Genomic DNA, 26786 nt, shown 5'->3' with positions numbered 1-26786 from the left:
ATCGTCCGATGTTTCGCCCGAGGTTCACCCTACGCTCACCATGGGCTGACCTTCCCGCTCACCCGGCGGCGAGTGCTTGCATCGACCTGTACGGCCACCCGATGCCGTGCGCGGGCGGATCCCGACATCCGCTCGCCGTCATCGCCCGATGGGGGGAACCAGGTGAACACGAGGATCCGCGGCGCGCTGCGCCGTGCGGGACGGCCGCATGGGCCGCATCCCGAAGACGACGCGACGACCGTGCGGCGGAGCTGGCGCACCACGCTCGCCGCCACGGCCGTCGCCGCGCTCGCGCTGGCCGGCGTGACGGCGATCGCCGGTCCGGCCGCCGCCGAGGAGGTCGCGGATCCCGCGGCCGTCCAGAGCACCCAGCCGGCACAGGACCAGGCCACCGACCCCACGACGCCCGCCGAGCAGCCGGTCGCCGAGGAGCCCGCCGCCGAACCGTCGACACCGGTCGAGGAGCCGGCCGCCGAGGTGCCGGCGGAGCAACCCGCCGACGCACCGGCGGAGGCCGCGCCGCCTGCAGACCCGCCGGCAGAGGAGGCCGCGCCGCCCGCCGAGGAAGCCGAGGTGCCCGCCGAGGCCGCCGAGGTCGCGACGGATGCCCCGAAGGCCGCCGCCGCGAAGGACGTGCAGACGCAGCTCGTGCCGCCCGGCGAGGAGCCGGTCGACAAGGTCACGCTCTGCCACCGCACCGGGTCGTACTCGAACCCGTACGTGGTGATCACGCCCGCCGCGAACTCGGTGGTCGGCGGCCAGCCGTCGGCCGTCGGCCACGGCGAGGAACACATGGGCCCGATCTTCTACCCGGAGATCCCGAAGCACACCGAGTGGGGCGACATCGTTCCGTCGTTCTACTACGAGGAAGACGGCCAGGTGCAGTTCTTCCCCGGCCTGAATTGGGACTCCGAGGGTCAGCTGGTCTACGAGAACGACTGCATGATCGAGATCCCGACCCCCGAGGTCGAGCTCGAGTACGAGACCTGCGTGTACTACACGCCGCCGTTCCTCACCGTGTACCTGTACGGCCTGATGGAGAACCTCGACTACCGTCTGACGGTCGAGAACCAGGACGGCGTGGTCGACGTGCAGATGATCAGCGACACCGAGGGCGACACGTCCTTCACCTGGGATCCGATCCCGGGTGGCGACTACACGGTCACGCTCGAGCAGTCGTTCAGCGGAGGCGAATGGGAGGTCGTCGACGAGCAGATGTTCACCGTCGAAGACTGCCCCGTGCTCGACGTGACGGCGACGGGGAAGGGATGCATCACGGGCCAGAACGGTGAAGGTCTCGTCAGCATCTCGGGCATGATCGTCGACGAGGACTACGACTGGACCCTCACCGGTCCGGGCGCGCCGGTGTCCGACACGCTCACCGCTCCGTCGGAGTCGCTGGACGTGCCGTTCGGCAACCTGCCGCCGGGCGACTACGAGTTCATGATCACGTGGACCGGCGACGACTCGATCACGGCGTCCGCCGCGTTCACGGTCGAGCCGTGCCCGCCGGCACCGCCGAAGCCGCCGGCACCGCCGGCACCGCACGTCCCGTCCGCACCGACCGGCCTGGCCGAGACGGGCGCCGCGGGGACGGGCGGCCTGCTGACCGCGGCGATGATCCTGCTGGGCCTCGGTGGCGCAGCGCTCGTCGCCCGCCGGATCCGCACGGCGCTGGCGCGCGCCGAGGAGTGACCTGAGCGCCGAGTGGCGGGCGTCCCTTCCGGGACGCCCGCCACTCCCCTGCACCGCGCTCGCCGAGGCGGCGTGATCGCCGGCGCAACGCAGGTCGCCGCTCGGCGTGTCGACGCAGCAGGAGGCGTGTCGCCGTGGCGACACGCCTCCGCACCTGCGTTCGGCAGCCGGCGTCAGCCCTTGGTCGACCCCGCCAACAGCCCGCGCACGAAGTAGCGCTGCAGGCTGAAGAACACGATCAGCGGGATGACGATCGAGATGAACGCGGCCGCCGTCAGGAGCTGCCAGTCCTGGCCTCGCGTGCCCGTGAGCTCGGCCAATCGTTGGGTGAGCGGCGCGACATCCTGCGTGCCGCCCGAGAAGATCAGCGCGACGAGCAGGTCGTTCCACACCCAGATGAACTGGAAGATCGCGAAGGACGCGATCGCCGGCACGGCGAGCGGCAGCACGATCCGGAAGAAGATCTGGCTGTGCGTCGCGCCGTCGACGCGCGCGGCCTCGATCACGTCGGACGGGATCTCCGAGATGAAGTTGTGCAGCAGGAAGATCGCGAGCGGGAGCGCGAAGATCGAGTGCGCCAACCACACGGGCAGGTAGTTCTGCTCGGGGATGATCGGGATGATGTCGTGCAGCCACGCCTGCATCGGCCGCAGCACGGTCGAGAAGATCTGCAGCAGCGGCACGAGCGCCATCTGCAGCGGGATGATCTGGAGCGCGAACACGAGGATGAACAGCGCGTTGACGCCCTTGAACCGGATCCACGCGAACGCGTACGCGGCCATCGACGCGAAGACGAGCGGGATGATGGTCGCGACGAGCGCGATCGCCACCGAGTTGACGATGTAGGCGCCGAGCTGGGGCGACGACGCCGACGTCGAGAACAGCACGTCGCGGTAGTTGTCGAGCGTGAGGCCCCAGTTCGAGAAGATCGTCCACCACCCGGTGGTGCGGATGAGCTCCGCGGGCCGGAACGACGAGATGAACAGGCCGAACGTGGGGATGGTCCAGAGCACCGCGATGATCAGCGACGCGATCGTGGCCGTGCGCGAGGTCAGGCGCTTCTTCACGCGCGCGGTCTTCGGCTGCTCCTGCTCCGCCCGCTCGCTCGCCTCGGCGGCTTCGAGCGACCCGAGGTCCTTGCCGACCGGGAGGTCGGCGGGTGCGACGCTGCTCATCGGATCTCCCTCTGCTTCCTGAGGATGTTCACGTTGTAGAGGACGATCGGCAGCACGAGGATGAAGAGCACGAGCGCGAGCGCCGAACCCCGTCCGACCTCGCTCGCTCGGAACGCCTGCGTGTACATCTCGTTCGCCACGATGCTGGTGTTGAAGTTTCCGGCGGTCATCGTCCGGACGATGTCGAACACCTTCAGCGTGGCGATCGAGATGGTGGTGAGCACCACGACGAGGGCGCCGCGGATGCCCGGCACGGTGACGTTCATGAACCGCTGCCACGCGTTCGTGCCGTCGAGCTGGGCCGCCTCGATCTGCTCGGTCGGGATGCCCTTGATGGCGGCGCTGAGCACGACCATCGCGAAGCCCGTCTGCACCCAGATCATGACGACGATCAGCAGGACCGTGTTGATCGGGTCGGTCTGGAGCCACTGCACCGGCTCGCCGCCGAACGCGACGACGATCGCGTTGAGCAGGCCGATCTGCTCGCGGTCGCCGGAGCGGTACTCGTAGACGAACTTCCAGATGACGCCGGCGCCCACGAACGAGATGGCGATCGGCATGAACAGCACGGCCTTGTAGATGCGCTCACCGCGCGAGCGATCGATGAAGACCGCGTAGGCGAGCCCGACCGCGGTCGCGAACGTCGGCACCAGCAGCACCCAGATCACCGTGTTGATGAGCGTGCGGATGGCGGTCGGCTGCGTGAACATCCAGACGAAGTTGTCGAAGCTCCACGCCCCGGAACTGTCCTGGAAGGCGAGGATGCTCGTGCGGATGGCCGGATAGATCAGGCCGATGGAGATGAAGAGCAGCGCGGGGAGCAGGAAGCCCGCCAGCTGCCAGTAGTCGCGCCCCTTCTTGGGCGCCCTGTCGATGAAGAAGATGAGGAGGCCCACGACCGCCGCGAAGATCGCGAGGCCCATCACCACCTGCAGGATCTTGCCGAGGAGATCGGCGGTCGTCATCGTGCCTCCCGGGTTCGTCGTTGAAACGGGGTTCGCCGAGGGGTGGGGCTCAGGAGCCCCACCCCTCGATCATGCCGCCGGCCGGGACGAATCCGGAAGCGGCACTCTGATGATCAGTTCGAGGGCCAGCTGGCCTCGATGGTGTCGAGGACCTTCTGCGTGTCCTCGCCGCTGATCCAGGAGACGATGCCCTTCCAGAAGGAGTCGGCGCCCACGGCACCGGGCATCAGGTCGGAACCGTCGAAGCGGAACGTCGTCTCGGGGTCCTGGAGGATCTCGATGGACTGCACGAGCAGCTCGCTCGACGCGTTCTGCGGGTCGACGCCCGTGTTCGCGCTGATCACGCCGCCCAGGCTCACCCGGTTGTTGGCCCAGGTGTCGCTCGAGAGGTACGTGCGCACGGCCTCGACCTCTTCCGCGTCGCGGAACGCGACCGGGAACTCGCCGCCACCGGTGACCGACAGCGGGTCGTCGGCGTTCACCGGCGGGGTCAGGAACGCGAACACGGTGCCGTCGGAGGCCACGGTGTTCTCGTCGCCGCCCTCGGGGTTCCAGAAGGTCTCGTAGAACGAGGCCTGGTGGTGCAGCGAGCACTCGCCGTCGAGGATGGGCAGGCCGCCCGTCTGGAACGCCTCGGTGATCTGCGTCGACACGTCGCCGATGCCGCCGTTGACCATGTCGTCGTTCTTCAGGTACTCGCCGACCGCGTCGAACGCCTCAGCGACCTTCGGGTCGTTGAACGGGATCTCGTGCGTGACCCACTGGTCGTACACGTCGGGGCCATGCAGGCGGAGCATCCAGTCCTCGATCCAGTCGGTGCCGGGCCATCCGGTGGCCTCACCCGACTCGAGTCCGACGCACCAGGGCTTGTGGTCGCCCTCGTCGGCGATCTGCTGCGACAGCGCGGTCAGCTCGTCGAGGGTCTTGGGGATCTCGTACCCCTTCTCCTCGAACTCGGACGGCGAGTACCAGACGTAGCCCTTGATGCTCGCCATGAGCGGGGCTGCGTAGAACGTGCCGTCGTAGGTGCCGTAGTTCTTCCAGTCCTCGCTCCACCACTTGTCGACGTTGTCCTCGACGCCCTGGGAGGCGGGGATGAGCCAACCGCCCGCCGCGAGCCGGCCGAGGAGGCCGGGCTGCGGGACGATGCCGATGTCGGGCGCGTTGCCGCCCTCGGCCAGCACCGCGATCTGGGCCTCGAACTCGCTCGAGCCCTGGTAGTCGATCTCGATGCCGGTGCAGGTCTCGAAGTCGGACCACGATTCGACGAGACGGTCGGCCTCGAGGTCCTGGATGGTGCCGCCGATCGTGACGCTGGCGCCGTCGAACGTGCCGTACTCCTCGTACGGTCCGCAGTCGACGTCGCCCGCTTCCTGGTCTGCGATGTCGCCGGTGCACGCCGTGAGCGTCAGTCCGACCGCGGCCGCCGCCACGACGGGGGCAACCCATCGGCGATGCCGTGAGAGTCTCATGTCTTCTCCTCGTTGAGTGCGGTGCAGGGCGGAACCGGGAACCGGTTCCAGCGACCACGCTAGGACACGAGGCGCTTCCTCACAAGGTTCCCCGGGTCACGGTTCGGCCACCGCCGCGCGCCCCCGGAACGGCGGGGCGAGAGCGCTCTCGATCGCGGGAACCGTGCGAATGCATGAATGGGGAAACGGTTCCACATTCGACTCCCGGAGCACTACACTCTGCACCGAGCGGCCCGACGAGGGGAGGCACCATGGCGGCCATCGGCGACGTCGCCCGCCTCGCGGGGGTGTCGAAGGCCACTGCCTCGCGCGCCCTGTCGGGCGGCGGCTACGTCGCCGAGGAGACCCGTCGGCGCGTCGAGGCGGCGGCCAACGAGATCGGCTACATCGCCTCGCCCGACGCCGCCAGCCTGGTCACGGGCCGCACCAAGAACGTCGGGGTGATCATTCCGTTCGTGAACCGCTGGTTCTTCGGAGAGGTGCTCGAGGGCGTCGAGCGGGCACTGCTCGGCGCGGGATACGACCTCACCCTCTACAACCTGCCGGAGGGCGGGCCCGAGCGCTCGCGCGTGTTCGACTTCTTCCTCGCCCGCAAGCGCGTCGACGCCGTCATCGCGATCGGTGTCGACCTCGACGAGGGTGAGACGATCTCGCTCGCCCGGCGCGAGAAGCCGCTCGTCGCGCTCGGCGGCAGCGGCCGGGTCGACGCGCGGCTCTCGATCGACGACCGCGCCGTGGGGCAGCTCGCGACGGAGCATCTGCTGCACCTGGGCCATACGCGGATCGCCCACCTCGCCGGCCTCGGCGCGGCCGAGCGACCCGAGAGCGTGCAGGGGCACCGGCTGGAGGGATTCCGTGACGCGATGGCGGCGGCGGGGATTCCGGCCGAGCACCGCAACGTCGTGCTCGAGGCCGAGATGGACCTGCCCGGCGGGTACACCGGGGCGCTGCAGCTGCTCGGCCACCCCGGCGCGAGGCCGACGGCGGTGTTCGCGGCCTCCGATGAGATGGCGATCGGCGCCATCCGCGCGGCCGAGCGCCTCGGCATCGGCGTGCCCGAGGAGCTCTCCGTGATCGGCGTCGACGGGCACGCCTACGCCGAGATGTTCGAGCTCACCACTGTCGAGCAGTACCCCGGCGAGCAGGGGCGCGCGGCGGTGGAGGCCGTGATGGCGCTGCTGCTCGGCGGCGAGGAGCCCTTGCCCGACTCGGGCGCGCCGCTGCCGACGCGACTGGTCGTTCGCGCGACCACGAGCGCGCCGCGCTGAACCGCGCGACGACGGCATCGCGGGCGGATGGCGCCGCAGGCAGTGGCCCGGCCCGGCGAGCGGATGCCTCAGGCCGCGTCGCCGACCGTCACCGTTTCCGCCTCCACGACCGCCGGCTCCGGCGCGTGCGCATCGACGCGCCGGAGCGCGCGTCGCCCCGCCACCACGATCACGAGCGCCACGAGGATGGCTCCGGCCGCCGCGTAGTACGGCGACGCCGGCGAGATCAGCCGCGCGAGCTCGGCCGCGGCGGGCGGCGCGAGCGCCCCGCCCAGGAAGCGCACGGCCGAGTAGGCGCTCGAGGCGACCGAGCGCTGCAGGTCGGTGGCCTCCATCACGCACTCGGTGAGCACCGTGTTGAGCACGCCGAGCACGAGGCCGCCGGCCACGATGCACACGACGAGCGCGGCGGGATCGTCGAGGACGAGTCCCGCGACGGCGAGGTCGACCGCGAGCAGCGGCAGGGCGACCTGGAGCACGCGCGTGCGCGGCATCCGTGCCGTGAGGATCGGTGCCACGAACACCGAGGTGATCGCGAGGGCGACGCCCCACCCGAAGAAGGTCAGCCCGAGCCCGATCGCGTCGAAGCCCAGCGGGAACGGCGAGTACGCCAGCAGCACGAAGAAGCCGATGTTGTAGAACAGCGCGGCGGCGGCGAGCACGGCGAGCGCCGGCTCGCGGAGGGCGCGGATCGGCGCGGAGAGCCGCAGCGGCGTGCGCGGGCGCGACGCAGCATCCGGCTCGTCCTTCAGGAAGACGAGGATCGCGACGAACCCGATCGCCATGAGCACCGCGGTGCCGAAGAAGGGGCCGCGCCAGCTCACGTGGCCGAGCAGGCCGCCGAGCAGCGGTCCGATGGCGATGCCGAGCCCGAGCGCGGCCTCGTAGAGGATGATCGCCGCGCCCGACCCGCCCGACGCGGCGCCCACGATGGTCGCGAGCGCGGTCGAGATGAAGAGCGCGTTGCCGAGGCCCCATCCGGCACGGAAGCCGATGACCTGCTCGACGCTCTGCGAGAGCCCGGCCGCCGTCGCGAACAGCACGATGAGCCCGAGGCCGATGACGAGCGTGCGCTTGGGGCCGATTCGGCTGGAGACCCAGCTCGTGCCGAGCATCGCGAGGCCCGTGACGAGCAGGTAGCTCGTGAACAGCAGCTCGGTCTGCGTCGGCGTGGCCTGGAGGCTCTCGGCGATCGCGGGCAGGATCGGGTCGACGAGGCCGATGCCCATGAACGCGATGACGCACGCGAACGCGACGGCCCACACCGCGGTGGGCTGGCGCAGGATCGAACCGGATGCCGCGTGGCCGGCCGCCCGGGTCACGCGACGGCTCCGGCGTGCGCGTCGGCTTCGGCGTCGGCGCGCTCGAGGCGCTCGCGGATCACGTCGGCGGCACGGGCGAGCGCCGCGACGTCGTCGGCTGCGAGGTCGGCGAATCGCGGGGCGAGCGCGTGCGCGAGCTCGCGGCGCCATCCGGCCAGGGCCTCGAGCCCGCGCGGGTCGGCGGAGATGAGCCAGGCGCGGGCGTCGTCGCGGTCCGCGATGCGGCGCACCCAGCCGCGGTCGTCGAGCGCGTGGATGAGCTTGGTCATCGTGGGCTGGCTGACGCGACTGGCGCGGGCGAGCTCGCCGAGGCGCAGCGGCCCGTGGTCGCGCAGCACGCTGAGCGTGCGCCAGACGGCGGGCGACTCGGCGCTGCCCGTGCTCGTCGCGGCGAGGCGAGTGAGGCGGTGGCTCAGCGAGATGAGGTCGCCGATGAGGTCTTCGAGCGGTTCGGATGTCACTCGCAGAAGTATATAGCTTGTCTATGCATCTCTCCCGCCGAGCACGACCGAGCCCGCAGACGACGGATGCCCCGTGCCGAGCGAATCGGCACGGGGCATCCGTGTGTTCAGGTGACGCGGGTCACCTCAAGCTGCGGCGCTCGGGTGAGCGCGCGACATTACTTGAGGGTGACGGTCGCGCCGGCCTCCTCGAGGGCGGCCTTCGCCTTGTCGGCGGTCTCCTTGTTCGCGCCCTCGAGCACGGCCTTGGGAGCACCGTCGACGACGGCCTTGGCCTCGCCGAGGCCGAGCGAGGTGAGCTCGCGGACGACCTTGATGACCTGGATCTTCTTGTCGCCGGCAGCCTCGAGGACGACGTCGAAGGAGTCCTTCTCCTCGACCTCTTCGGCAGCGGCACCGGCGCCACCGGCGGCCGGGGCGGCAACCGCGACGGGCGCGGCGGCGGTGACCTCGAAGGTCTCCTCGAACGCCTTGACGAACTCCGAGAGCTCGATGAGGGTCAGGCCCTTGAACTGCTCGAGCAGCTCCTCAGTGGACAGCTTCGCCATGATTTTCTCCTTAGATGTGTTGGTTACTCACCGCTTGAGAGGCTCGCGCCTACGCAGCGGACTCCTGCTTCTCACGCAGCGCGTCGACCGTGCGAACGGCCTTCGACAGCGGTGCGTTGAACAGATATGCGGCTCCGAACAGCGAGGCCTTGAAGGCGCCGGCGAGCTTCGCCAGCAGCACTTCGCGGGACTCGAGGTCGGCGAGCTTGCCTACCTCTTCGGCGGTCAGGGGCTTGCCATCGAAATAGCCGCCCTTGACCACGAGGAGGGGGTTCGCCTTGGCGAAGTCACGCAGCGACTTCGCGACGGCGACCGGGTCGCCGTGCACGAACGCGATCGCCGACGGGCCCTTGAGCTCGTCGTCGAACGAGGAGATCCCGGCGTTGTTGGCCGCGATCTTCGTCAGCGTGTTCTTCACCACGGCGTAGCTCGCGTCCCCACTGATGGACTTGCGCAGCTCCTTGAGCTTCGCAACAGTGAGGCCGCGGTATTCGGTCAGCAGAACGGCGGTCGAGCTCTCGAACAGGTTCGTGAGTTCGGCAACCGAGGCTTCCTTGTTCGCCATGGCCACTCCTTGTGAATTCAACGTGCATCGCGGAGGCGGTGCACGGCCTGGGAGCGCTGGAAACTCGTGAGCGTCGAGCGAAAAGAAAAGAGCTCCGGCGCAGTTGCGCGGAGCTCGGCCCGAATCGATCGGGAAGTCTTCGTCACACCTGCGCGGGCACTTGCATTCGCAAGACTTCGGTCGCGAACCTTTCGGCGCACGACAACCAGCGGTCTTCGGCTCCGTCAAGGGTAACGGATGGCGCGAGCGCCGCCAAATCGCGGCCGTGACGGGCGGCGCGCGGGCGCGCCATCCGCTCTCAGCGCCAAGGGAATAGTTGACCATAGTCCAGCAGTTACGTATAGTTGACACTCGTCAACGATCTTCAGGAGTTCCATGGCCAACGCCTCGCGCACCCGCGCACCCAAGCAAGCGGCGCCCGCCGCGCTCTCCGACAACGGCATGACCCATCGCGAGGTCCTCACCGCGCTCTCGGGCCTGCTGCTCGGCATGTTCGTGTCGATGCTCGCCTCGACCGTCGTCGGCACCTCGCTGCCGCTCATCATCTCCGACCTCCAGGGCGACCAGTCCGCCTTCACGTGGGTCGTGACGGCGACCCTGCTCGCGACCACCGTCTCGACTCCGATCTGGGGCAAGCTCGCCGACCTCTTCAACCGCAAGCTGCTCCTCCAGCTCGCGCTCGTCATCTTCGTGGTCGCGTCGGCCGTCGCCGGCTTCTCGCAGGACACCGGCACCCTCATCACGATGCGCGTGTTCCAGGGCATCGGCGCGGGCGGCCTCGCCGCGCTCAGCCAGATCGTCATGGCCGACATCATCAGCCCGCGTGAGCGCGGCAAGTACGCCGGCCTCTTCGGCGCGGTCATGGCCGTCGCGACGGTCGGCGGCCCGCTGCTCGGCGGCGTGATCACCGACACGCTCGGTTGGCGCTGGAACTTCTTCGTGGGCCTGCCCATCGCGGTCGTCGCGCTCGTGCTCCTGCAGCGCACGCTGCACCTGCCCACCCGTCCGAAGACCAAGGTCTCGATCGACTACGTGGGCATCGTGCTCATCTCGGCCGGGGTCTCGCTCCTGCTGCTCTGGGTCACCTTCGCCGGCAAGGACTTCGACTGGATCTCCGTCCCGAGCCTGCTCATGGTGGGTGGCGCGGTCCTGCTGCTCGCGATCGCGATCGTCGTCGAGCTCCGCGTGACGGAGCCGGTGATCCCGCTCGGCCTCTTCACGAACCGCACGTTCACCCTCGCGGTGATCGCGTCGATCTCGGTCGGCGTCGCGATGTTCGGCACTGCGGTGTTCCTCAGCCAGTACATGCAGCTCGCGCGCGGCGCGACCCCGACCGAGTCCGGCCTGCTCACCATCCCGATGATGGCCGGCGTGCTGGTCTCCTCGACCGTGATCGGCGCGCTCGTCAGCCGCCGCGGCAAGTGGAAGGGCTTCATGGTCACGGGCAGCGTCCTGATGATCGCCGGCAGCCTGCTCCTGTCGCGCCTGCACTACGACACGCCGTTCTGGTACGTGGGCATCTCGATGTTCGTGCTCGGCGCCGGCGTCGGCATGCTCATGCAGAACCTCGTGCTCGTCGTGCAGAACACCGCCGAGGTGAAGAACCTGGGCGTCGCCACGAGCGCGGTCACGTTCTTCCGCAGCCTCGGCGGCACGGTCGGCGTCGCCGTCATGGGCTCGATCCTCGGCACCGTCGTGGCCGACTCCATCAAGGAGGGCATCGGCGGGCTCCCGCCCGAGCAGCAGCTCGAGGCCGCTCAGACGCTCGGCGGCGGCACCATCCCCCAGATCAGCCAGCTCCCCGACTTCCTGCGCGTGATCGTCGAGTCGGCGTACGGCACCGGCGTCGGCAGCGTGTTCCTCGCCGCCGTGCCGCTCGCGATGGTGACGCTCGTCGCGGTCGCCTTCCTGCCCAACATCGGCCTGGGCACGCAGAACGCCATCCAGCGCGCGAAGGCCGAGACGCCGGATGCCGCGGCGGCGGCCCGCGCGGAGCGGCACGCCGAGCACGTGCGCGAGCTCGAGGACGCCGAGGATGCCGTGATCGACACGGCCGCGGCATCCGTCGCCCTGCGCCCCGTCGGCCTCGTGCACGACGCCGCGACCGGCTCGATCGAGGTGCCCGAGCCCGCGGGGCGCGGCGGCGGCGCCGGACCCGCCGGGAACTAGGATCGCCGCATGACCGCCAGCGTCGCGCCCGCCCTGCGCACGGCCACCGACGACGAGATCGCCTCGGTCGAGGAGCAGCTCCGGCTGCTCTTCGTCCGGGTGCGGGCCGTCTGGAAGGAGGCCGCGGCCGCCGTCCACCCCGACCTGCAGCCGGTGGGCTACAAGATCCTCTCCGCCCTCGTGCGCCGCGGACCGATGCATGCTGGCGCGATCGCCGACGCGCTCGAGATCGACAAGAGCGTCGTGAGCCGGCAGGTCAAGCACCTCGAGCAGCTCGGGCTGGCGAGCGTCATCAGCGACCCGAACGACGGGCGCGCGCGGGTCGTGCAGCCGACCGAGCAGGCGATCGAGAGCGTCGGGCAGAAGGGCTCGCGCATGCAGCGGCAGCTCTACGCCAAGCTGCGCGACTGGTCGGCCGAGGACGTCGAGCGGCTCGCGCGGCTGCTCGGGCGCCTGACCGACGAGGTCGTGCTCGCCGGCGACACCGCACCGGAGGACGGCGCGCCCGCGCACTGAGCGCCCGCGCCGCCGCCTGCGCACCGGGGCGCGCCCCGAGCGCCCCGGTGCGTCGCCGAGAGTATGCCGAACGCACCGTTCCGCGAGTGGATCGGTGCGTTCGGCATACTCTCGCGGGCACGGATGGCGCGGCGGGCGCGGCTCAGGCGGGCAGGTCGACCGTGAACTCGGTGCGGCCCGGCTCGCTCTCGACGCCGACGGTGCCATGGTGCGCCTCGACCACTGCGTTCACGATCGCGAGCCCGAGGCCCGTGCTGCCCGCGCGGCGGGAGCGCGACGCGTCGCCGCGCGCGAACCGTTCGAACATCGTCGCCCGCACCGCGGGGTCGATGCCGGGCCCGTCGTCGGCGACCGTCACGCGGGCGCGCGGCCCCGTGCCATCCGTCGCCGCCAGCTGCTGCAGCCGCACGACGACCTTCGTGCCCTCGGGCGTGTGCACGCGCGCGTTCGCGAGCAGGTTCGCGACGACCTGGTGCAGCCGCGACCGGTCGCCCGTGATCATCACGTCGCCGTCCGGCACGGCCACGCGCCAGTCGTGCTCGGGGCCCGCGACCTGGGCGTCGCCCACCGCGTCGACGACGAGCTGCCGGAGGTCGACCCGGTCGCGGCGGAGCTCCCGGCCCTCGTCGAGCCGGGCGAGCAGGAGGAGGTCCTCCACGAGCTCGGTCATGCGCAGCGACTCCGACTCGATGCGGCCGAGCGCGTGCACGACGTCGGCCGGCAGCTCGCCGCCGTGCAGGCGCGTGAGCTCCGAGTAACCGCGGATCGACGCAAGCGGCGTGCGCAGCTCGTGGCTCGCGTCGGCGACGAACCGGCGCACCTTGCGCTCCGACTGCTCGCGCGCCGAGAGGGAGGTGGAGACGTGCCCGAGCATGCGATTGAAGGCCGTCGCGAGCCGGCCCACCTCGGTGCGCTCGTCGTCGACGGGCACCCGGTCGGGCAGCTCGACGTCGCCGCGCGCGAGGGGCAGCTCGGAGACGAGGGTCGCGGTCTCGGTCACCCGGTCGAGGGGCTGCAGCGCTCGGCGCACCGTGACCGCGCCGAGCGCCAGCGCGCCGGCGAGCCCGGCGAGCGCGACGACGGCGATCGTGATCGCGAGCTGCGTGGTGGTGGCGTTCACCTCGGCGAGCGGGAAGGCCACGACGAAGGAGTACCCGCCGTTCGTGGGAGCGGCGATGGCCCGGTACTCACCGAGCTCGTCGAGCTCGACCGTGACTGGCTTGCGGTCGGTGGGGATCGACGCGATGGTCGCGCCGGCCGCCTCGGACAGCTCGTCGATGTCGCCCTCGCGGTCGAGCGTGCCCGAGTAGAGGACGGCGCGATCGGTGACGAGTGCCGCGATCGCGCCGAGCGGCTGGCCCGGCAGGCGCAGGAGCACGTCGGCGCCCTCGGGTGGGATCGGCAGCGGGCCGCCCGGGTCGTCGAGCGCGCGACCGGCGCGGTCGATGGTCTGCTCGAGCTGCGCGTCGAGGCGCGCGACGAGTTGGTTGTGCAGGACGGCGACGCTCACGAGCCCCACGACCGCGCTGACGAGCACGACGAGCGACGCGATCACGATGAGCAGCCGGCGGCGCAGCGTCATGGGCGCGCGACGGCGCGGCGGAGCGGCAGCCGGCGGCGAAGCCGCCGGCCGTGCCGCGGAATCGGGGACCCGGCCGGCGGTCGCGTCGGCCTGGGCCTGTCGCGAGGCGGCGGCGTGGCCGGGATCGCCGGGTCGCGTCATCCGGCGGCCTTGAGCATGTAGCCCGCTCCGCGGACCGTGTGGATCATGGGCTCCCGGCCCGCATCGATCTTCTTGCGCAGGTAGGAGATGTAGAGCTCGACGACCGACTCCTTGCCGCCGAAGTCGTAGTTCCACACGCGGTCGAGGATCTGCGCCTTCGAGAGCACGCGGCGCGGGTTGCGCATGAGGAAGCGCAGCAGCTCGAACTCGGTGGCGGTCAGCTCGATGGGCGTGCCGTCGCGCTCGACCTCGTACGAGTCCTCGTCGAGCGAGAGGTCGCCGACGCGCAGCACCGGGTCCTTCGCCTGCGCGAGCGTCAGGGTCGAGCGGCGGATGAGGCCGCGCAGCCGCGCGACGACCTCCTCGAGGCTGAACGGCTTGGTGACGTAGTCGTCGCCGCCGGCCGTGAGCCCGGCGATGCGGTCGTCCAGGGAGTCCTTCGCGGTGAGGAAGAGCACGGGCGTCTCGGCGCCGTCGGCGCGCACGCGCTGGAGCACCTCGAGCCCGTCGATGTCGGGCAGCATGATGTCGAGCACGATCGCATCCGGGCGGAACTCGCGTGCCACGCGCACCGCGCCGAACCCGTCGGAGGCCGTCCGCACCTCCCAGCCCTCGTAGCGCAGGGCCATCTTGAGCAGGTCGGTCAGCGAGTTCTCGTCGTCGACGACGAGCACCCGGACGGCACTGCCGTCGGCCTTGGCGATCTGCGGGCGCTGCGCGGTGCCGGTGCCGGCTCCGGGAAGACTGGTCATGGTTCCGAGTATGCGCTCGGCCCTGTGAGTTTCCTATGGACTGGTCGGATGCCCGCTGTGTCCCGGCAATGACGACGATCCCCGGCCGCTCATACCGGAGGCATAGCTCCGGCACCGCGCAGCCACAGCGCGGCTTCCTAGCGTCCTGGTCGAGCCCATCACCCGGTGGGCGCCCGCAGACCCCGAGGACCCCGCATGTTCTTCACCTACCTCCGCCGCGAGCTGGCCGGACGCCGCAGGCAGACCGCGATCGTCGCCGTCGGCATGGCGCTCGCCATCGCACTCGTCATGATCGTGAACGCCGTCTCGACCGGCGTGCGAGACGCCCAGGCCGCCGTGCTCGAATCCGTGTACGGCGTCGGAACCGACCTCACCGTCTCCCAGGCGCCCGCCGCGCCGGGCGAGGGCGAGGGCGGCCCCGGCGTCCGGTTCGAATTCGGGCAGGACGACGGCGCCACCGCCGAGGACGGCACGACCACCGAGCTCAGCAACTCGCGCCTGACGGCCGGGCCCGGCTCGTCGACCTTCGACGCCTCGGCCCTCGAGACGGTGCGGGGCGTCGACGGTGTGGCCGCGGCATCCGCGACCCTCAGCCTGAACAACGTCACCTTCGACGGTGAGCTCCCGGCCCCGCCGACCGACGAGGGCGGCGCGACGGATGGCGCGACCGGCGACACCACGATGCCCGCGCCCGGTGAGGGCGACACCGGCGGGCGCAGCTTCGGCGGCGGCGCGTTCGACGTGTCGAGCACGACCGTCACCGGCGTCGACCCGGCCGCGGACGCGGTCGGCCCGCTCAGCGCGGTGGAACTCGTCGAGGGCCGCGGCCTCGACGCCGGCGACGCCGGACAGGACGTCGTCGTGCTCGACGAGACGTACGCGACGAGCGAGGGCCTCGCCGTGGGCGACACCGTCGACCTCGGCGGGACGGGGTTCGAGGTGGTCGGCATCGTCGCCTCGACGTCGGCCGACGCGACGACCGCGTCGAACGCCTACATCCCGCTCGACGTCGCCCAGGCCCTCTCGGGCCTCGAGGGGCAGGTCTCCGACATCTCCGTGCAGGCCGAGTCGGCCGAGGTCATCTCCGCAGTGAAGAACGATCTCGAGGCGGCGCTGCCCGACCAGCAGGTGAGCACCCAGGAGGACCTCGCGGCCTCGGTCTCGGGCTCGCTCGGGAGCGCCAGCCAGCTCATCACGAGCCTCGGACTGTGGCTCTCGGTCGCGGTGCTCGCCGCCGCGTTCCTCATCGCGATCCTGTTCACCATCCAGGGCGTCACCCGTCGCACGCGCGAGTTCGGCACGCTCAAGGCGATCGGCTGGTCGAATCGCCGCATCACCGGCCAGGTCGCGGGCGAGTCGCTCGTGCAGGGTCTCATCGGCGGCGCCGCCGGCCTCGTGCTCGGCTTCGCGGGCATCGCGATCGTCAACGCGATCGCGCCGACCCTCGCGACCACGTCGACGCCGGATGCCGCGGCGGCGGCCGGCCCGATGGGTGGCGGGTTCGCCGGCGGCGGCGCGCCTTTCGACACCGCGCAGTCGACCGAGGTCGTGCTCAGCGCGCCGGTGACCGTCTCGGTGGTCGCCCTCGCGGTCGGGCTCGCGGTGCTCGGCGGCCTCCTCGCCGGCGCGATCGGCGGATGGCGCGCCAGCCGGTTGCGCCCCGCTGAGGCGTTGCGCAGCGTCGCGTGACGGATGCCGCGCCATCCGCTCGCCCCCACCCCGACTTGCACGACGGAAGGAACGACCCCATGTACACCCTCGAGAACGTCTCGAAGACCTACCACCAGAAGGAGCGCACGATCACCGCGCTCGACGACGTGAGCCTCACCATCCCGACGGGGCAGCTCGTCGCCATCCAGGGCCCGACGGGCGGCGGCAAGTCGACGCTGCTGCAGATGCTCGGCGCGCTCGACCGGCCCACCTCGGGTCGCGTCTCGCTCGGCGAGGCAGAGCTGTCCGCCATGCCCGACTCGAAGCTCGGCGGCATCCGCGCGGCCCAGATCGGCTTCGTGTTCCAGGGCTTCAACCTCATCCCGACGCTCACCGCGCAGGAGAACGTCGAGACGGCGCTCGAGCCCCTGGGCGTGGCCGCCGAGGAACGCCGCCGGCGCGCGACCGCCGCGCTCGAGTCGGTCGGCCTCGGCGACCGCGCGCACCACGTTCCGAGCGAGCTCTCGGGCGGGCAGCAGCAGCGCGTCGCGATCGCGCGAGCGCTCGTGAAGGAGCCCGAGGTGCTCCTCGCGGACGAGCCGACCGGCAACCTCGACGAGCAGACCCGTGACGAGATCATGGACCTCCTCGAGGGACTCTGGCGCGATCGCGGGCTCACCCTGGTGATCGTCACCCACGACTCCGCGGTCGCGACGCGCGCGGAGCGGCGGCTGCACCTCACGCACGGATCGGTGACCGAGCGGGCGTAGCCGCGGGCGGATGTCGCGGCCGATCTCCCTTCGGCCCGCGACATCCGCTCACCCTTCAGGGCCGTGCGCGGGCGACGTAGACTCGCCCCGACGGCACACCCCCGGAGGGACCATGGAGCTCGCGGCATCGACGGCGGCCGACGCGCCCGCGGGCGATCGGTACCTGCTGCTCGCCGACATCTCGGGCTTCACGTCGTTCCTCGCGAGCGTCGAGGAGGCGCACGGCGTCGACTTCAGCGAGGGGATCCCGATCGCCTATTCGCTGCTCGCCGAGCTGCTCGACAGTGTGACGACGGGCCTGTCGCCCGAGTTCGCGCTCGTCAAGCTCGAGGGCGACGCGGTGTTCGCGTGCGCGGCGGCTGCCTCGCTCGACGGCGAGGGCGCTGGCGTGCTCGATCGCATCGCGACGATGTACGCGGGCTTCCTCGCGGCCCGCACTCGCGCGACGCCCGGGCCCGAGCACGTGTGCACCGCGTGCCCCAATGTGGCCTACCTCGACCTCAAAGTGATCCTGCACCGCGGGGTCTGCGTGCGGCAGAGCGTCGGCGGCGGCAGCGACCTGCTCGGCCCCGCGGTCACGGTCGCGCACCGGCTGCTGAAGAACGGCATCCGCGATCGGATCGGCTACCGGCCCTACCTCTTCGTGACGGATGCCGCGGCGACGGGACTCGGCGTCACCGGCGTCGGGCTCGCCCACCAGGAGCAGTACCCGGACGCCGCCGAGGTGCGCGGGTCGATCCTCGACCTGCGCGCGCCCCTCGCGCCACTGGCTCCGGTCGCGTAGCGCGGCCTTCCGTCGGACGGGCCGGGCTGCACCCGTTCAGGAGAGTGTTTCCAGCCCGCTCGTTTGAGCCTGGCCTCATATGAGGCCGCATCGACATCAGGGTCGCCGACCATGGCGAATCCACCCACCCTCATCAAGCCCGCCTCATATGAGGCCGCGTCGACATCAGGGTCGCCGACCATGGCGAATCGAACCGACCTCGTCAAATGAGGCCCCACTCATCTGAGCCTCGCCTCAAATGAGGCCGCGCGACGTCAGGGGTCGGCCTCGGCGAATCGAACCGACGCGCGTGAAGCTCGCCTCAAATGAGGCCTGGCTCAAATGAGGCCTGGCGCATTGAGGCGGGCCTCACATGAGGCCGGGTTGAGCTGGCGGGTGACCTCGGCGCCGAGATGGACCCCCCTCGTCGTCAGCATGGCCTCATATGAGGCGCGGCTCAGATGAGCCACTTGGACGGCATCGCCGGACGGTGACGGACGGTGACCGACGGCCCCGGCGAGCGCCGCGCCACGCGCCGCGGCCGATCAGCGCGAGAGGACCGGGGGGAGGCCGGGATCCGGCGGGAGTGCGCCGGCGATGCCGGACGCCGGGAGCAGCACGACCGCCGCGGCGAGCACGACGAGGTTCACCACCACCGACGCCCAGAACGCGCGACGGAACGAGCGCTTGCGGGTCTTGTGCCGGAACAACTGCTGCGCGGCGACCGCGCCCGGCCACCCGCCGATGAGGCCCAGGAGCAGCAGCGTCTGCTCCGAGATGCGCGCCCCACCGCGCCGCGCGGCCGACTTGTCGAGGCCGTACGCGACGAAGGCGACGAGGCTCGCCGCGAGGACCCACGCGGGCAGCCACCAGGTCAGGTCGAGGACGAGCAGCCCGCTCGCCAGCGCGACCACGAACAGCGCCAGCACCGTCCAGCTGAGCGCGGCGGGAAGCGGCGGCGAGAGGTCGCGATCCGGGCGCGCCGGGCGAGCGGGACCACCCCGTCGCGGCGGCACCGAAGTCGGGCGCGGGCGCACGCGAGGGGCGGGGTCGGGACGCATACCGCCGATCGTACGGCGACCGGCGGCATGCGCCATCCGTCGCCCTACTGGTTCGAGAACGCGGCGTCGAACGACGCGGTCGGGCGCGGCCAGATGAGCGAGCGCACGAACTCGAGCGCCTGCGGGCCGCCGTGCAGGCGGTCCATGCCCGCGTCCTCCCACTCGACCGAGATCGGGCCCGTGTAGCCGATCGCGTCGAGCGCGCGGAACGCGTCCTCCCACGGCACGTCGCCGTGCCCGGTCGAGACGAAGTCCCAGCCGCGACGCGGGTCGCCCCACGGCAGGTGGGAGCCGAGGATGCCCGAGCGGCTGTTCGCCGTGCGGATCCGGGTGTCCTTGCAGTCCACGTGGTAGATCCGGTCCTGGAAGTCCCAGATGAAGCCGACCGGGTCGACGCCCTGCCACATCATGTGCGACGGGTCCCAGTTGAACCCGAACGCCGGGCGGCGGTCGATCGCCTCGAGGGTGCGGACGCTGGTCCAGTGGTCGTACGCGATCTCCGAGGGGTGCACCTCGTGCGCGAAGCGCACGCCCTCGTCGTCGAACACGTCGAGGATGGGGTTCCACCGGTTCGCGAAGTCCTCGTACCCGGCGTCGATGACCGACGCGGGCACGGGCGGGAACATCGCGACGTACTGCCAGATCTTCGACCCCGTGAACCCGACGACCGTGTCGACGCCGAGCTTGCGCGCGACGCGCGCGGTGCGCTTGAGGTCCTCGGCCGCACGCTGCCGCACGCCCTCGGCGTCGCCGTCGCCCCACGTGTACGGGCGCACGATCGCCTGGTGGCGGAAGTCGATCGGGTCGTCGCACACGGCCTGGCCGGTGAGGTGGTTCGAGATCGCGTAGACCTTCAGGTCGTAGCGCTTCAGCAGCTCCAGCTTCTCCTTCAGGTAGCCGGGCTCCTCATCGGCGAGCTTGGTGTCGAGGTGGTCGCCGCCGACGCCGATCTCGAGGCCGTCGTAGCCCCACTCCGAGGCCAGGCGGGCGACCTCCTCGAAGGGCAGGTCGGCCCACTGGCCGGTGAAGAGGGTGACGGGATGCGTCGTGGCGGGCGTGTCGGTCATGCTCGGATCCTTTCGTGGGGGTCGGATGGCGCGGCGGTCTCGGCGAGGCCCTGCCACCGCAGCACGAGGTCGCGGACCTCGGTCGCGTGCACGCGGTCGCCGGCGCCGTCGAGGAAGCGCGGGTCGGAGGCGAGGAGGAGCGGGGTGTCGGCGGCGGAGTCGGGCAGTCGACCGTGCGTGCCGCGCACGCACGACGGGTCGAGCGGCACCGTGCTCATGGCGTACCGCAGCCCGAGCTTCTTGCGCACCAGGTTGCCCGCCGCCTTCGCCTTCGCGAGCCGGTCTGCCGGGTCGAAGAAGAGCTCGGCGGGGTCGTAGCCGGGCTTGCGGTGGATATCGACGCCGCGAGCGTACTCGGGCGCGCGGTCGTCGTCGAGCCAGAAGTAGTAGGTGAACCAGGCGCCCGGCGCGGCGACCGCGACCAGCTCGCCCGAACGCGCGTGGTCGAGCCCGTACCGCGCCTGGTCCTCGCGGTCGAGGACCTCGTCGACGCCCTCGAGGTCGCGGAGGATCGCGGCGACGCGCGGTACGTCGGCCGGATCGGCGACGTACACGTGCGCGACCTGGTGGTCGGCCACCGCGAACGCGCGCGAGGTCCACGGGTCGAGCTGCTCGCGTCCGTCCTGCACGTACACCTCGAGCAGGCCCTCACGGCGCAGCGCCCGGTTGACGTCGACCGGTCGGTCGGCGCGCGCGATGCCGTACTCGGCGAGGGCGACCACGGTCACGTCCTGCGCCTCGGCCTGGTCGAGGAGCGGCGCCATCGCGGCGTCGAGCTCGGCGGCGGCGCGCGCGCCCTCGGGTGAGTCCGGCCCGAAGCGTTGGTGGTCGTAGTCGAGGTGCGGCAGGTAGGCCATCGTGAGGTCGGGCGTGCCGGGTCCGGCGAGCACGCGCCGGGTCGCATCGACGATCCACTGCGTCGAGCGGATCGACGCGGTCGGCCCCCAGTACTGGAACAGCGGGAACTCGCCGAGCTCCTCGCACAGCTCGTCGTGCAGGCGCGGCGGCCGCGCGTAGAAGTCGGGCGACTTGCGGCCGTCGGCGTGGTAGATCGGTCGCGGCGTGACCGTGAGGTCGGTCGTCGCGCCCATCGCGTACCACCAGCCGAGGTTCGCGCTCGAGTAGTCGCCGCCGCGCCGTCGGCGGGCGGTCTCCCACAGCTTCTCGCCGCGAACCAGCCGGTTGTGCTGGCGCCACAGCAGCACGTCGCCGAGGCCGCGGAAGTACCATCCGTTGCCCACGATGCCATGGCTCGAGGGCATGGCGCCCGTGAGCACCGACGACTGCACCGAGCACGTGACGGCGGGCAGCACGGTGCCGAGCTCGGCCCGGGCGCCGGCGCGCGCCATCCGGTTCAGCCGCGGCATGTGCCGCAGGGCGTCGGCGGTCAGGCCGACGACGTCGAGGAGGAGCACCTTCGCGGTCATGCCGGCTGCTCCTGGCGCTCGAGCAGCTCGGCCTGCGCCCAGCGCAGCTCGGCGGCGATGCCGTCGACGAGGTCGACCGGACCGCCGGGCAGCACGGACCAGGTGTAGGTCTCGACGTCGACGTGGAGCTGGTCGACCGGCTGCACCTCCCGCACGGCGGCGAGCGCAGCGCGCAGCACGTCGGTCGTCGACGAGAGCGGCGCCTCGGGTTCGAGGTGCAGCGGCACGTGGAAGTGCACCCGCCACGGCGCGGCCGCCGGCAGGTCGTCGAGCGCCTCGGGCAGGTCGTCGACCCGGATGACGCCGGCCGACGCGTGCTCGCGGACCTGGTGCAGGTACCGGTCCTCGGCGTAGGCCTCGACGGCACGGCGGGCATCGGCATCGCCCGGGCGCTCGACGTGCAGCGCGGCCGACGCCTGCACCTTCACGACCCGGATGCCGGCGTCCGCGATGCCCGCGACCGCCGCCGCCGGATCGGCGAACGACACCGCGAGGTGGCACGTATCGAGGCACACCCCGAGGTGATCGAGGTCGAGCCGGTCGCGGTGCGACGCGAGCCAGGCGACCACGTCGTCGACGTCGTCGAGCACGCAGCCCGGCTCGGGCTCGACGGCGAGGCGGATGACGCGCCCCGTCTCCGCCCGGATCGCGCGCAGTTCGGCGCCGAGCGCCGCCAGCGCGTCGGTCGCGGCACGGTCCTTCGCGTCGTCCCACCCGACGCGCCAGCCCAGCGGCAGCGTCGAGATGCTGCCCTCGGCGCCGGGCGGCAGCAGCGCGGCGAGCACGCGTGCCGCGTCGACCGTGAACTCGAGGCGGGCGGGGTCGGTCCAGTCGGGCCGGTAGACGTCGAGCTTGACGACCTCGGCATGGAAGGCCTCGTGCGGGAACGCGTTGAGGGTGCGCACCTCGAGGCCGTTGCGCTCGAGCGCCGCCCGCAGCCGCCCGAGCGCGTCGGGCTCGGCGGCCAGGCGTGCGGCCAGCGGCGCCGGCAGCCACAGGCCGACGCCGAGCACGTCGAGACCCGCGGCGACCCGGGCCGGGCCCGCGTATGCGTCGAGCTGGCGGATGACGCCGTCGAGGTCCTCGGCGGGGTGCACGTTGGTGCAGTACGAGAGGTGCATCAGCGCGCCGCCCCCTCGGGCACGGCCGGCGCCGCGACATCCGCCACGCCTCGCAGGATCGAGTTGCCCGAGAACGTGTCGTGCTCGCCCGCGAGGTGGAACCCCGGCAGCGGCGTCAGGTCGAGCCGGCCGCTCTGCGCGAAGAAGTCGACCGGGTTGCGCCAGAGCACGGCATCGACGTCGTCGGCCGTGAGGCCCGCGTCGAGCATGGCCGCGCCGGTCTTCGCGGTGAGCAGCGGGTCGGACCGGCCCCAGTCGGCGGCCGAGTTCACCAGCACGCGCTCGGTCCCGTAGCGCTGCAGCAGCGCGACCATGCGGTGCGGGTCCATCTTGGTGTCGGGGTAGATCGAGAAGCCCATCCAGCTGCCGCTCTCGCGGACCATCTCGATCGTGACCTCGTTGAGGTGGTCGAGCACGACCAACTCCGGCGCGATCCCGGAGTGGGCGATCACCTCGAGCGTGCGGCGCGTGCCGTGCTTCTTGTCGCGGTGCGGCGTGTGCACGATCACGGGCAGTCGGTGCTCGATCGCGAGCGCGAGGTGCGCCTCGAGCACCTCGTCCTCCTCGGGCGTCATCGAGTCGTAGCCGGTCTCGCCGATCGCGACGACCGACTCGCGTCGCAGGAACCGCGGCAGCTCGGCCAGGACCTCGCGGCAGCGCGGGTCGTTGGCCTCCTTCGGATTCAGCGCGAGCGCGCAATGGTGGCGGATCCCGAACTGCGAGGCCCGGAAGCGCTCCCACCCGGTCAGCGCGTCGAAGTAGTCGACGTACGAGCCGACGTTCGTGCGCGGCTGGCCGAGCCAGAACGACGGCTCGACGAGCGCGCGCACGCCGGCGGCGTACATGGCCTCGTAGTCGTCGGTCGTGCGCGAGGTCATGTGGATGTGCGGGTCGAAGATGCGCATCAGCGGGCTTCCTCTCGTCGGGCGCGGTTCTCGGGCAGCAGCGCCCGCAGGTCGTCCGGGATGGCGCGGCCCGCGGCCTCGCGCTCCTCGGCCAGGTCCTCGGCCATGCGGGCGAGCTCGTCGTCGGCTCGGTCGTCGAGCCGGGCGACGACGGAGAGCGGCACGGCCATGAAGACGAGCTTCACGACGCCGTGCCGCCAGTCGTGGTCGCCGAGGTGCCGGCCGGCGAACGCCCCCATGGCGGTGGCCACGAGCCTCGGGTCGTTGGCCCGCAGGGCGTCGCGGACGATGGCGAGCCCGACGGCGCGCAGCGGCTCGTCGACGGGATCGGACTCGCCCAGCGCGTTCAGCTCCTCGAGCACGCGGCGGCGCTCCTCGGTGTCGCCGTCGCGGTAGCGCTCCTCGATGTGCCAGGCGCCGATGCGCCCGGTGCCCCTGCGCTGCGTCATGCGCTCACCCGATCCTCTCGAAGACGTCGTGCAGTCGTGCGATGCTCTCCTCGGCGATCCGCGGCGCCGCGTGCGAGTGGCGCGGCAGCTCGATCGCAGCGACCCCGTCGTAGCCGAGCTCGGCCAGCGTGCGGAACGCAAGCTCGAGGTCGAGGCGGCCGGTGCCGAGTTCGAGGTGCTCGTGCGCGTGCGGCAGCATGTCGTCGACCTGCACGTTCACGAGCAGGTCGCCCGCCGCGCGTAGTGCGCCCTCGACGCCGTCGGGCTCGACGACGACGCAGTGACCGAGGTCGACGGTGAGGCCGAGCTCGGGCGGGTCGCCCAGCTCGGCGCGCACGCGCAGCGCGTCGGCCACGGTCTCGACGAGCATGCCCGGCTCGGGCTCGAGCCCGAGCCGCACGGCGTGCCGGCGGGCGGCGGCCACGACGGGACCGAGGTTCGCGAGGAGACGGCGCCACGCGACCTCCGCGTCGACGCCATCGGGCCGCACCCCAGACCAGAACGACACGCACTCCGCGTCGAGCACCTCGGCGATCTCGATCGCGCGCACCAGGAACGCCACGCGCCGCGCGGCCTCGGCGTCGTCGTCGAGCAGGTTGGGGCGGTGCCTGCGCACCGGGTCGAGGACGTACCTGGCGCCGGTCTCGACGACGACGAGGAGACCGCGTCGCTCGAGGTCGGCGCGGAGGTGGATGGCGCGGTCGAGCCATCCGTCGGCGAACGGCTCGAAGTGCGGGTGGCCGAGCGTGAGCGCCACGGCCTCGTACCCGTGCCGCTGGAGGACGTCGAGGGCATCGTCGAGCGGATGGTCGGCGAACCCGTTCGTGCCGTAGCCGAGTCGTGGCCGGGCGATCGTCGGGGCCGCGCTCACGTGACATCACGCCCCTTCACGGCGCCGCGGCGCGCGAGCAGCACGGCGACCGCGTCGATCGCGAGCAGCACGAGCGCGTCGACGGGGCGGCCGACTCGCGCGGTCAGGGCGGCCTGCAGCGGGATCATCGCGACGATGCCGCGTCGGGTCGCGGTGCGCACGACCGCAGCGTCGGGCGAGGAGACCGCCCCCGCCTGCGCGCGGAGGGTGGGCGCCGCGAACCGCACGGCCGCGACCGCCGAGACGAGCCCCGCGGCCGACCGCTCGGGTCGCACCGCCGCGGCGGCCGCGACGACCGTCACGGCTGCCGCGGCCCCCGCGACCGCCGGGCTCGTGCCGTGCACCTCGCCTCGCGCCAGCGCCGTGACGCTCGCGGTGTGCCCCGCCATGACGAGCGCGGGGCGCACCGCGTCGGTCGCGCGCTCGCGCCCGGCGCCGAGCAGCACGTCGAGACCGCGGCAGGCCCCCATCACGATCGGGCCCGCCCAGCCGCGCTTGGCGGCGAGGTCGTAGCTCCAGACGGAGGCCGCGAGCGGGACGGCGACCGCGAGCGAGGTCCGCCCGCCGGTCAGGCCCGCGACCGCGATGCCCGCGGCGGTCAGCGCACCGGCGACGCCGAACGCGGCGCGCCGCGAGATCCGTCCGGAGGGGATGGGACGCTCGGGCCGCTCGACGCGATCGAGCTCGGCGTCGGCGGCGTCGTTGAGCGCCATCCCGCCCCAGTACAGGAGCACGGATGCCACGGGCAGGCCGAGCCGCGGCAGCAGGCCGGTCCGGCCCGCGGCGGCCATGCCGGCCGTCGCGTCGCCGAGCACGGTGAGCCCGGCCGGCGCCCGCACGAGCTGGAGGAAGGTCGAGGCGCCCACGGTCAGGCCACCTGCGCCGAGGCCCTCCGGACCGCGGTCTGGAGCGCCCACGAGACCAGCTCGTCGGCCTGGCGCGCGAAGGCGTGCTCGTCGCTGCCCCACGGGTCCTTGAAGAAGTAGCCGAGCTCGGGGATCGGGCCCGACAGTCCGGCCTCGTCGGCGAGCGAGAGCAGGCGTGCGAGGTCGATCACGAGCGGCGCCGCGAGCGTCGAGTCGTAGGCGGTCCAGGTCGTCTGCAGCGTGATGCGCGTGTCGAGGAATCCCTCGGCGTGGACGTGGTCCCACGCGGTCTTCACGTCGCCGAGGTCGGGCACGTTGTCGATGTGCAGCGGCGTGACCACGTCGTGGCCGAGCAGGTCGTGCAGGCCGCGGTTCTTGGAGGCGAGCTTGGACTCGACCGCGGCGGGGTCGGCGAGCGTGGCGCCGTCGCCGCCGCCGAGCAGGTTCGCGCCGGCCCACGAGAGCACGCGCATGCCGCGCGAGGAGAACATCGGGGCGAGGACGGTGCGCAGCAGCGTCTCGCCGGTCTTGCCGTCCTGTCCCGCGATGGGCACGCGCGCCTCGGCCGCGACGCCGTGCAGGGCGGGGATGCCCAGGGAGATCGACGGCGTGAAGCAGACGTACGGCGAGCCGGCCCCGACGGCGGCGAGCGCCGAGAGCGTGCTCGAGGGCAGGAGCTCGACCCCCTCCTGCGCCAGGGCGTGCTCGAGCAACTCGCGGTCGTGGAACTCGGGTCGGTCCGCGGGGAGCGGCTCGGTCGACGCGACGTCGATCACGACGACCCGGCGCAGGCCGTGCCGGTCGCGAAACGAGCGGATGTCGTCGGCGCGCAGCTCGATCTCGCGACGCTGCGATCCGCGCGGGGAGCGCGGGACGAGCCGGATCTCGGCGTCGACCGCCTCGAGCCGCCGCGCCACGGCCTCGACCGTCGCGGCGGGGATCATGCCGCCGGCCGCCAGCCGGCGCGCGCGTTCGAGCAGCGGCGTGGGGTCGACGTCGTGACCGCCGACCACGAGGTCGTCGAACCCGACGAGGGGCACGTCGTCGAACGCCGCCGCGGCGGTGACGAGCCCGACCGGGCGCACCACGCCCTCGGCCAGCCCGGCGATGCCGATCGTGGCGGTCGTCGCGACGCTGCCGCGCGCGCCGATGAACCAGATTCCCGTACGACCCTCGTTCATCGTTGAACCACTCCGTTCCGTGTG

25 protein-coding genes are annotated in these 26786 nt (G+C 72.0%); 7 read left to right on the top strand and 18 right to left on the bottom strand.

The genetic code is table 11. The features are described 5' to 3' along the window. Window positions 1-162 precede the first annotated feature (162 nt). Complete coding sequence (locus tag JOD46_RS04640; protein WP_204391993.1) at window positions 163-1695, top strand: SPOR domain-containing protein; 1533 nt, start codon at window positions 163-165, stop codon at window positions 1693-1695. 173 nt (window positions 1696-1868) lie between these two features. Here the strand turns inward: JOD46_RS04640 and JOD46_RS04635 are convergent, their stop codons facing one another. The 3 genes from JOD46_RS04635 to JOD46_RS04625 form a co-directional block, all read right to left on the bottom strand. Continuing rightward, on the bottom strand, window positions 1869-2870 hold the full coding sequence (locus tag JOD46_RS04635; protein WP_204391990.1) for a carbohydrate ABC transporter permease: 1002 nt from the start codon (window positions 2868-2870) through the stop codon (window positions 1869-1871). Then, a complete protein-coding gene (locus JOD46_RS04630) occupies window positions 2867-3835 on the bottom strand; it encodes a carbohydrate ABC transporter permease (RefSeq protein WP_204391988.1) in 969 nt (322 codons plus the stop codon). Before JOD46_RS04630 ends, JOD46_RS04635 begins: the two co-directional genes overlap by 4 nt. 113 nt (window positions 3836-3948) lie before the next feature. Beyond that, window positions 3949-5307, bottom strand: a complete 1359-nt coding sequence (locus JOD46_RS04625) for an ABC transporter substrate-binding protein (protein WP_204391987.1) — start codon at window positions 5305-5307, stop codon at window positions 3949-3951. A gap of 251 nt (window positions 5308-5558) precedes the next feature. Between JOD46_RS04625 and JOD46_RS04620 the strand changes: the two genes are divergently transcribed. Next, window positions 5559-6575, top strand: coding sequence for a LacI family DNA-binding transcriptional regulator (locus JOD46_RS04620; protein WP_204391986.1), 1017 nt, complete (start codon window positions 5559-5561; stop codon window positions 6573-6575). Window positions 6576-6643: 68 nt separating this feature from the next. On the opposite strand, the gene JOD46_RS04615 is transcribed toward JOD46_RS04620, so the two are convergent. The 4 genes from JOD46_RS04615 to rplJ all read right to left on the bottom strand — a co-directional run bounded on the left by JOD46_RS04615 (window position 6644) and on the right by rplJ (window position 9471). Then, a complete protein-coding gene (locus tag JOD46_RS04615) occupies window positions 6644-7897 on the bottom strand; it encodes an MFS transporter (RefSeq protein ID WP_204391985.1) in 1254 nt (417 codons plus the stop codon). Then, on the bottom strand, window positions 7894-8358 hold the full coding sequence (locus tag JOD46_RS04610) for a MarR family transcriptional regulator (protein WP_204391984.1): 465 nt from the start codon (window positions 8356-8358) through the stop codon (window positions 7894-7896). The genes JOD46_RS04615 and JOD46_RS04610 overlap by 4 nt, the downstream gene beginning before the upstream one ends. A gap of 158 nt (window positions 8359-8516) precedes the next feature. Further along, on the bottom strand, window positions 8517-8906 hold the full coding sequence (gene rplL / locus JOD46_RS04605) for a 50S ribosomal protein L7/L12 (RefSeq protein WP_092672623.1): 390 nt from the start codon (window positions 8904-8906) through the stop codon (window positions 8517-8519). 49 nt (window positions 8907-8955) lie between these two features. After that, window positions 8956-9471 (bottom strand): 50S ribosomal protein L10, encoded by a 516-nt coding sequence (rplJ, locus tag JOD46_RS04600; protein WP_204391983.1) that lies wholly within the window; start codon window positions 9469-9471, stop codon window positions 8956-8958. A 441-nt stretch (window positions 9472-9912) separates the two neighbouring features. On the opposite strand from rplJ, the gene JOD46_RS04595 reads away from it, so the two are divergent. Together JOD46_RS04595 and JOD46_RS04590 are read left to right on the top strand one after the other, a co-directional pair. Beyond that, complete coding sequence (locus JOD46_RS04595) at window positions 9913-11640, top strand: MDR family MFS transporter (protein WP_239563208.1); 1728 nt, start codon at window positions 9913-9915, stop codon at window positions 11638-11640. 9 nt (window positions 11641-11649) lie between these two features. Beyond that, a complete protein-coding gene (locus JOD46_RS04590) occupies window positions 11650-12156 on the top strand; it encodes a MarR family winged helix-turn-helix transcriptional regulator (RefSeq protein WP_204391981.1) in 507 nt (168 codons plus the stop codon). Between the two features lie 142 nt (window positions 12157-12298). Here the strand turns inward: JOD46_RS04590 and JOD46_RS04585 are convergent, their stop codons facing one another. After that, window positions 12299-13879 carry a sensor histidine kinase gene (locus JOD46_RS04585; protein ID WP_239562584.1) on the bottom strand — a complete coding sequence of 527 codons (1581 nt, stop codon included), beginning with the start codon at window positions 13877-13879 and terminating at the stop codon, window positions 12299-12301. Next, window positions 13876-14631, bottom strand: coding sequence for a response regulator transcription factor (locus tag JOD46_RS04580; RefSeq protein WP_204391979.1), 756 nt, complete (start codon window positions 14629-14631; stop codon window positions 13876-13878). The genes JOD46_RS04585 and JOD46_RS04580 overlap by 4 nt, the downstream gene beginning before the upstream one ends. Before the next feature lie 195 nt (window positions 14632-14826). On the opposite strand from JOD46_RS04580, the gene JOD46_RS04575 reads away from it, so the two are divergent. From JOD46_RS04575 to JOD46_RS04565, 3 genes are all read left to right on the top strand, one after another. Next, complete coding sequence (locus JOD46_RS04575; protein ID WP_204391977.1) at window positions 14827-16320, top strand: ABC transporter permease; 1494 nt, start codon at window positions 14827-14829, stop codon at window positions 16318-16320. A 59-nt stretch (window positions 16321-16379) separates the two neighbouring features. Beyond that, window positions 16380-17051 carry an ABC transporter ATP-binding protein gene (locus tag JOD46_RS04570; RefSeq protein ID WP_204391975.1) on the top strand — a complete coding sequence of 224 codons (672 nt, stop codon included), beginning with the start codon at window positions 16380-16382 and terminating at the stop codon, window positions 17049-17051. Between the two features lie 112 nt (window positions 17052-17163). Then, window positions 17164-17835 (top strand): DUF2652 domain-containing protein, encoded by a 672-nt coding sequence (locus JOD46_RS04565; protein ID WP_204391973.1) that lies wholly within the window; start codon window positions 17164-17166, stop codon window positions 17833-17835. Window positions 17836-18359: 524 nt separating this feature from the next. Here JOD46_RS04565 and JOD46_RS04560 read toward each other — a convergent pair. From JOD46_RS04560 to JOD46_RS04520, 9 genes are read right to left on the bottom strand one after another with little or no spacing between them, the layout of a single operon-like run. After that, a complete protein-coding gene (locus JOD46_RS04560; RefSeq protein WP_204391971.1) occupies window positions 18360-18875 on the bottom strand; it encodes a DUF1294 domain-containing protein in 516 nt (171 codons plus the stop codon). A 44-nt stretch (window positions 18876-18919) separates the two neighbouring features. Next, window positions 18920-19942, bottom strand: coding sequence for a sugar phosphate isomerase/epimerase family protein (locus tag JOD46_RS04555; protein ID WP_204391969.1), 1023 nt, complete (start codon window positions 19940-19942; stop codon window positions 18920-18922). Further along, a complete protein-coding gene (locus JOD46_RS04550) occupies window positions 19939-21369 on the bottom strand; it encodes an alkaline phosphatase family protein (protein WP_204391967.1) in 1431 nt (476 codons plus the stop codon). The genes JOD46_RS04555 and JOD46_RS04550 overlap by 4 nt, the downstream gene beginning before the upstream one ends. Then, entirely contained in the window at window positions 21366-22490 is a 1125-nt protein-coding gene (gene eboE / locus JOD46_RS04545) for a metabolite traffic protein EboE (protein ID WP_204391966.1), read from the bottom strand. The genes JOD46_RS04550 and eboE overlap by 4 nt, the downstream gene beginning before the upstream one ends. Next, entirely contained in the window at window positions 22490-23395 is a 906-nt protein-coding gene (locus JOD46_RS04540; RefSeq protein WP_204391965.1) for a TatD family hydrolase, read from the bottom strand. Before JOD46_RS04540 ends, eboE begins: the two co-directional genes overlap by 1 nt. After that, entirely contained in the window at window positions 23395-23844 is a 450-nt protein-coding gene (locus JOD46_RS04535; protein ID WP_204391964.1) for an EboA domain-containing protein, read from the bottom strand. Before JOD46_RS04535 ends, JOD46_RS04540 begins: the two co-directional genes overlap by 1 nt. A gap of 4 nt (window positions 23845-23848) precedes the next feature. Beyond that, window positions 23849-24715, bottom strand: coding sequence for a sugar phosphate isomerase/epimerase family protein (locus JOD46_RS04530; RefSeq protein ID WP_204391963.1), 867 nt, complete (start codon window positions 24713-24715; stop codon window positions 23849-23851). Then, window positions 24712-25581: an SCO3242 family prenyltransferase gene (locus tag JOD46_RS04525; RefSeq protein WP_307834905.1), complete on the bottom strand. Its 870-nt coding sequence runs from the start codon at window positions 25579-25581 to the stop codon at window positions 24712-24714. Before JOD46_RS04525 ends, JOD46_RS04530 begins: the two co-directional genes overlap by 4 nt. A gap of 2 nt (window positions 25582-25583) precedes the next feature. Beyond that, window positions 25584-26762 (bottom strand): inositol-3-phosphate synthase, encoded by a 1179-nt coding sequence (locus tag JOD46_RS04520; protein WP_204391962.1) that lies wholly within the window; start codon window positions 26760-26762, stop codon window positions 25584-25586. Window positions 26763-26786: the final 24 nt, after the last annotated feature.

The organism is Agromyces aurantiacus, from assembly GCF_016907355.1.
Taxonomy (GTDB): domain Bacteria; phylum Actinomycetota; class Actinomycetes; order Actinomycetales; family Microbacteriaceae; genus Agromyces; species Agromyces aurantiacus.
This window is presented reverse-complemented; position numbering and strand designations above follow the sequence as displayed.

Bases quoted from the DNA above. Each gene is read 5' to 3' on its own strand.
- eboE (WP_204391966.1), bottom strand. From the start codon at position 22,490: ATGCACCTCTCGTACTGCACCAACGTGCACCCCGCCGAGGACCTCGAC.
- JOD46_RS04590 (WP_204391981.1), top strand. From the start codon at position 11,650: ATGACCGCCAGCGTCGCGCCCGCCCTGCGCACGGCCACCGACGACGAG.
- rplJ (WP_204391983.1), bottom strand. From the start codon at position 9,471: ATGGCGAACAAGGAAGCCTCGGTTGCCGAACTCACGAACCTGTTCGAG.
- JOD46_RS04565 (WP_204391973.1), top strand. From the start codon at position 17,164: ATGGAGCTCGCGGCATCGACGGCGGCCGACGCGCCCGCGGGCGATCGG.
- JOD46_RS04520 (WP_204391962.1), bottom strand. From the start codon at position 26,762: ATGAACGAGGGTCGTACGGGAATCTGGTTCATCGGCGCGCGCGGCAGC.
- JOD46_RS04580 (WP_204391979.1), bottom strand. From the start codon at position 14,631: ATGACCAGTCTTCCCGGAGCCGGCACCGGCACCGCGCAGCGCCCGCAG.
- JOD46_RS04540 (WP_204391965.1), bottom strand. From the start codon at position 23,395: ATGCGCATCTTCGACCCGCACATCCACATGACCTCGCGCACGACCGAC.
- JOD46_RS04630 (WP_204391988.1), bottom strand. From the start codon at position 3,835: ATGACGACCGCCGATCTCCTCGGCAAGATCCTGCAGGTGGTGATGGGC.
- JOD46_RS04550 (WP_204391967.1), bottom strand. From the start codon at position 21,369: ATGACCGCGAAGGTGCTCCTCCTCGACGTCGTCGGCCTGACCGCCGAC.
- JOD46_RS04560 (WP_204391971.1), bottom strand. From the start codon at position 18,875: ATGCGTCCCGACCCCGCCCCTCGCGTGCGCCCGCGCCCGACTTCGGTG.
- JOD46_RS04595 (WP_239563208.1), top strand. From the start codon at position 9,913: ATGACCCATCGCGAGGTCCTCACCGCGCTCTCGGGCCTGCTGCTCGGC.
- rplL (WP_092672623.1), bottom strand. From the start codon at position 8,906: ATGGCGAAGCTGTCCACTGAGGAGCTGCTCGAGCAGTTCAAGGGCCTG.
- JOD46_RS04555 (WP_204391969.1), bottom strand. From the start codon at position 19,942: ATGACCGACACGCCCGCCACGACGCATCCCGTCACCCTCTTCACCGGC.
- JOD46_RS04625 (WP_204391987.1), bottom strand. From the start codon at position 5,307: ATGAGACTCTCACGGCATCGCCGATGGGTTGCCCCCGTCGTGGCGGCG.
- JOD46_RS04635 (WP_204391990.1), bottom strand. From the start codon at position 2,870: ATGAGCAGCGTCGCACCCGCCGACCTCCCGGTCGGCAAGGACCTCGGG.
- JOD46_RS04585 (WP_239562584.1), bottom strand. From the start codon at position 13,879: ATGACGCGACCCGGCGATCCCGGCCACGCCGCCGCCTCGCGACAGGCC.
- JOD46_RS04570 (WP_204391975.1), top strand. From the start codon at position 16,380: ATGTACACCCTCGAGAACGTCTCGAAGACCTACCACCAGAAGGAGCGC.
- JOD46_RS04620 (WP_204391986.1), top strand. From the start codon at position 5,559: ATGGCGGCCATCGGCGACGTCGCCCGCCTCGCGGGGGTGTCGAAGGCC.
- JOD46_RS04575 (WP_204391977.1), top strand. From the start codon at position 14,827: ATGTTCTTCACCTACCTCCGCCGCGAGCTGGCCGGACGCCGCAGGCAG.
- JOD46_RS04535 (WP_204391964.1), bottom strand. From the start codon at position 23,844: ATGACGCAGCGCAGGGGCACCGGGCGCATCGGCGCCTGGCACATCGAG.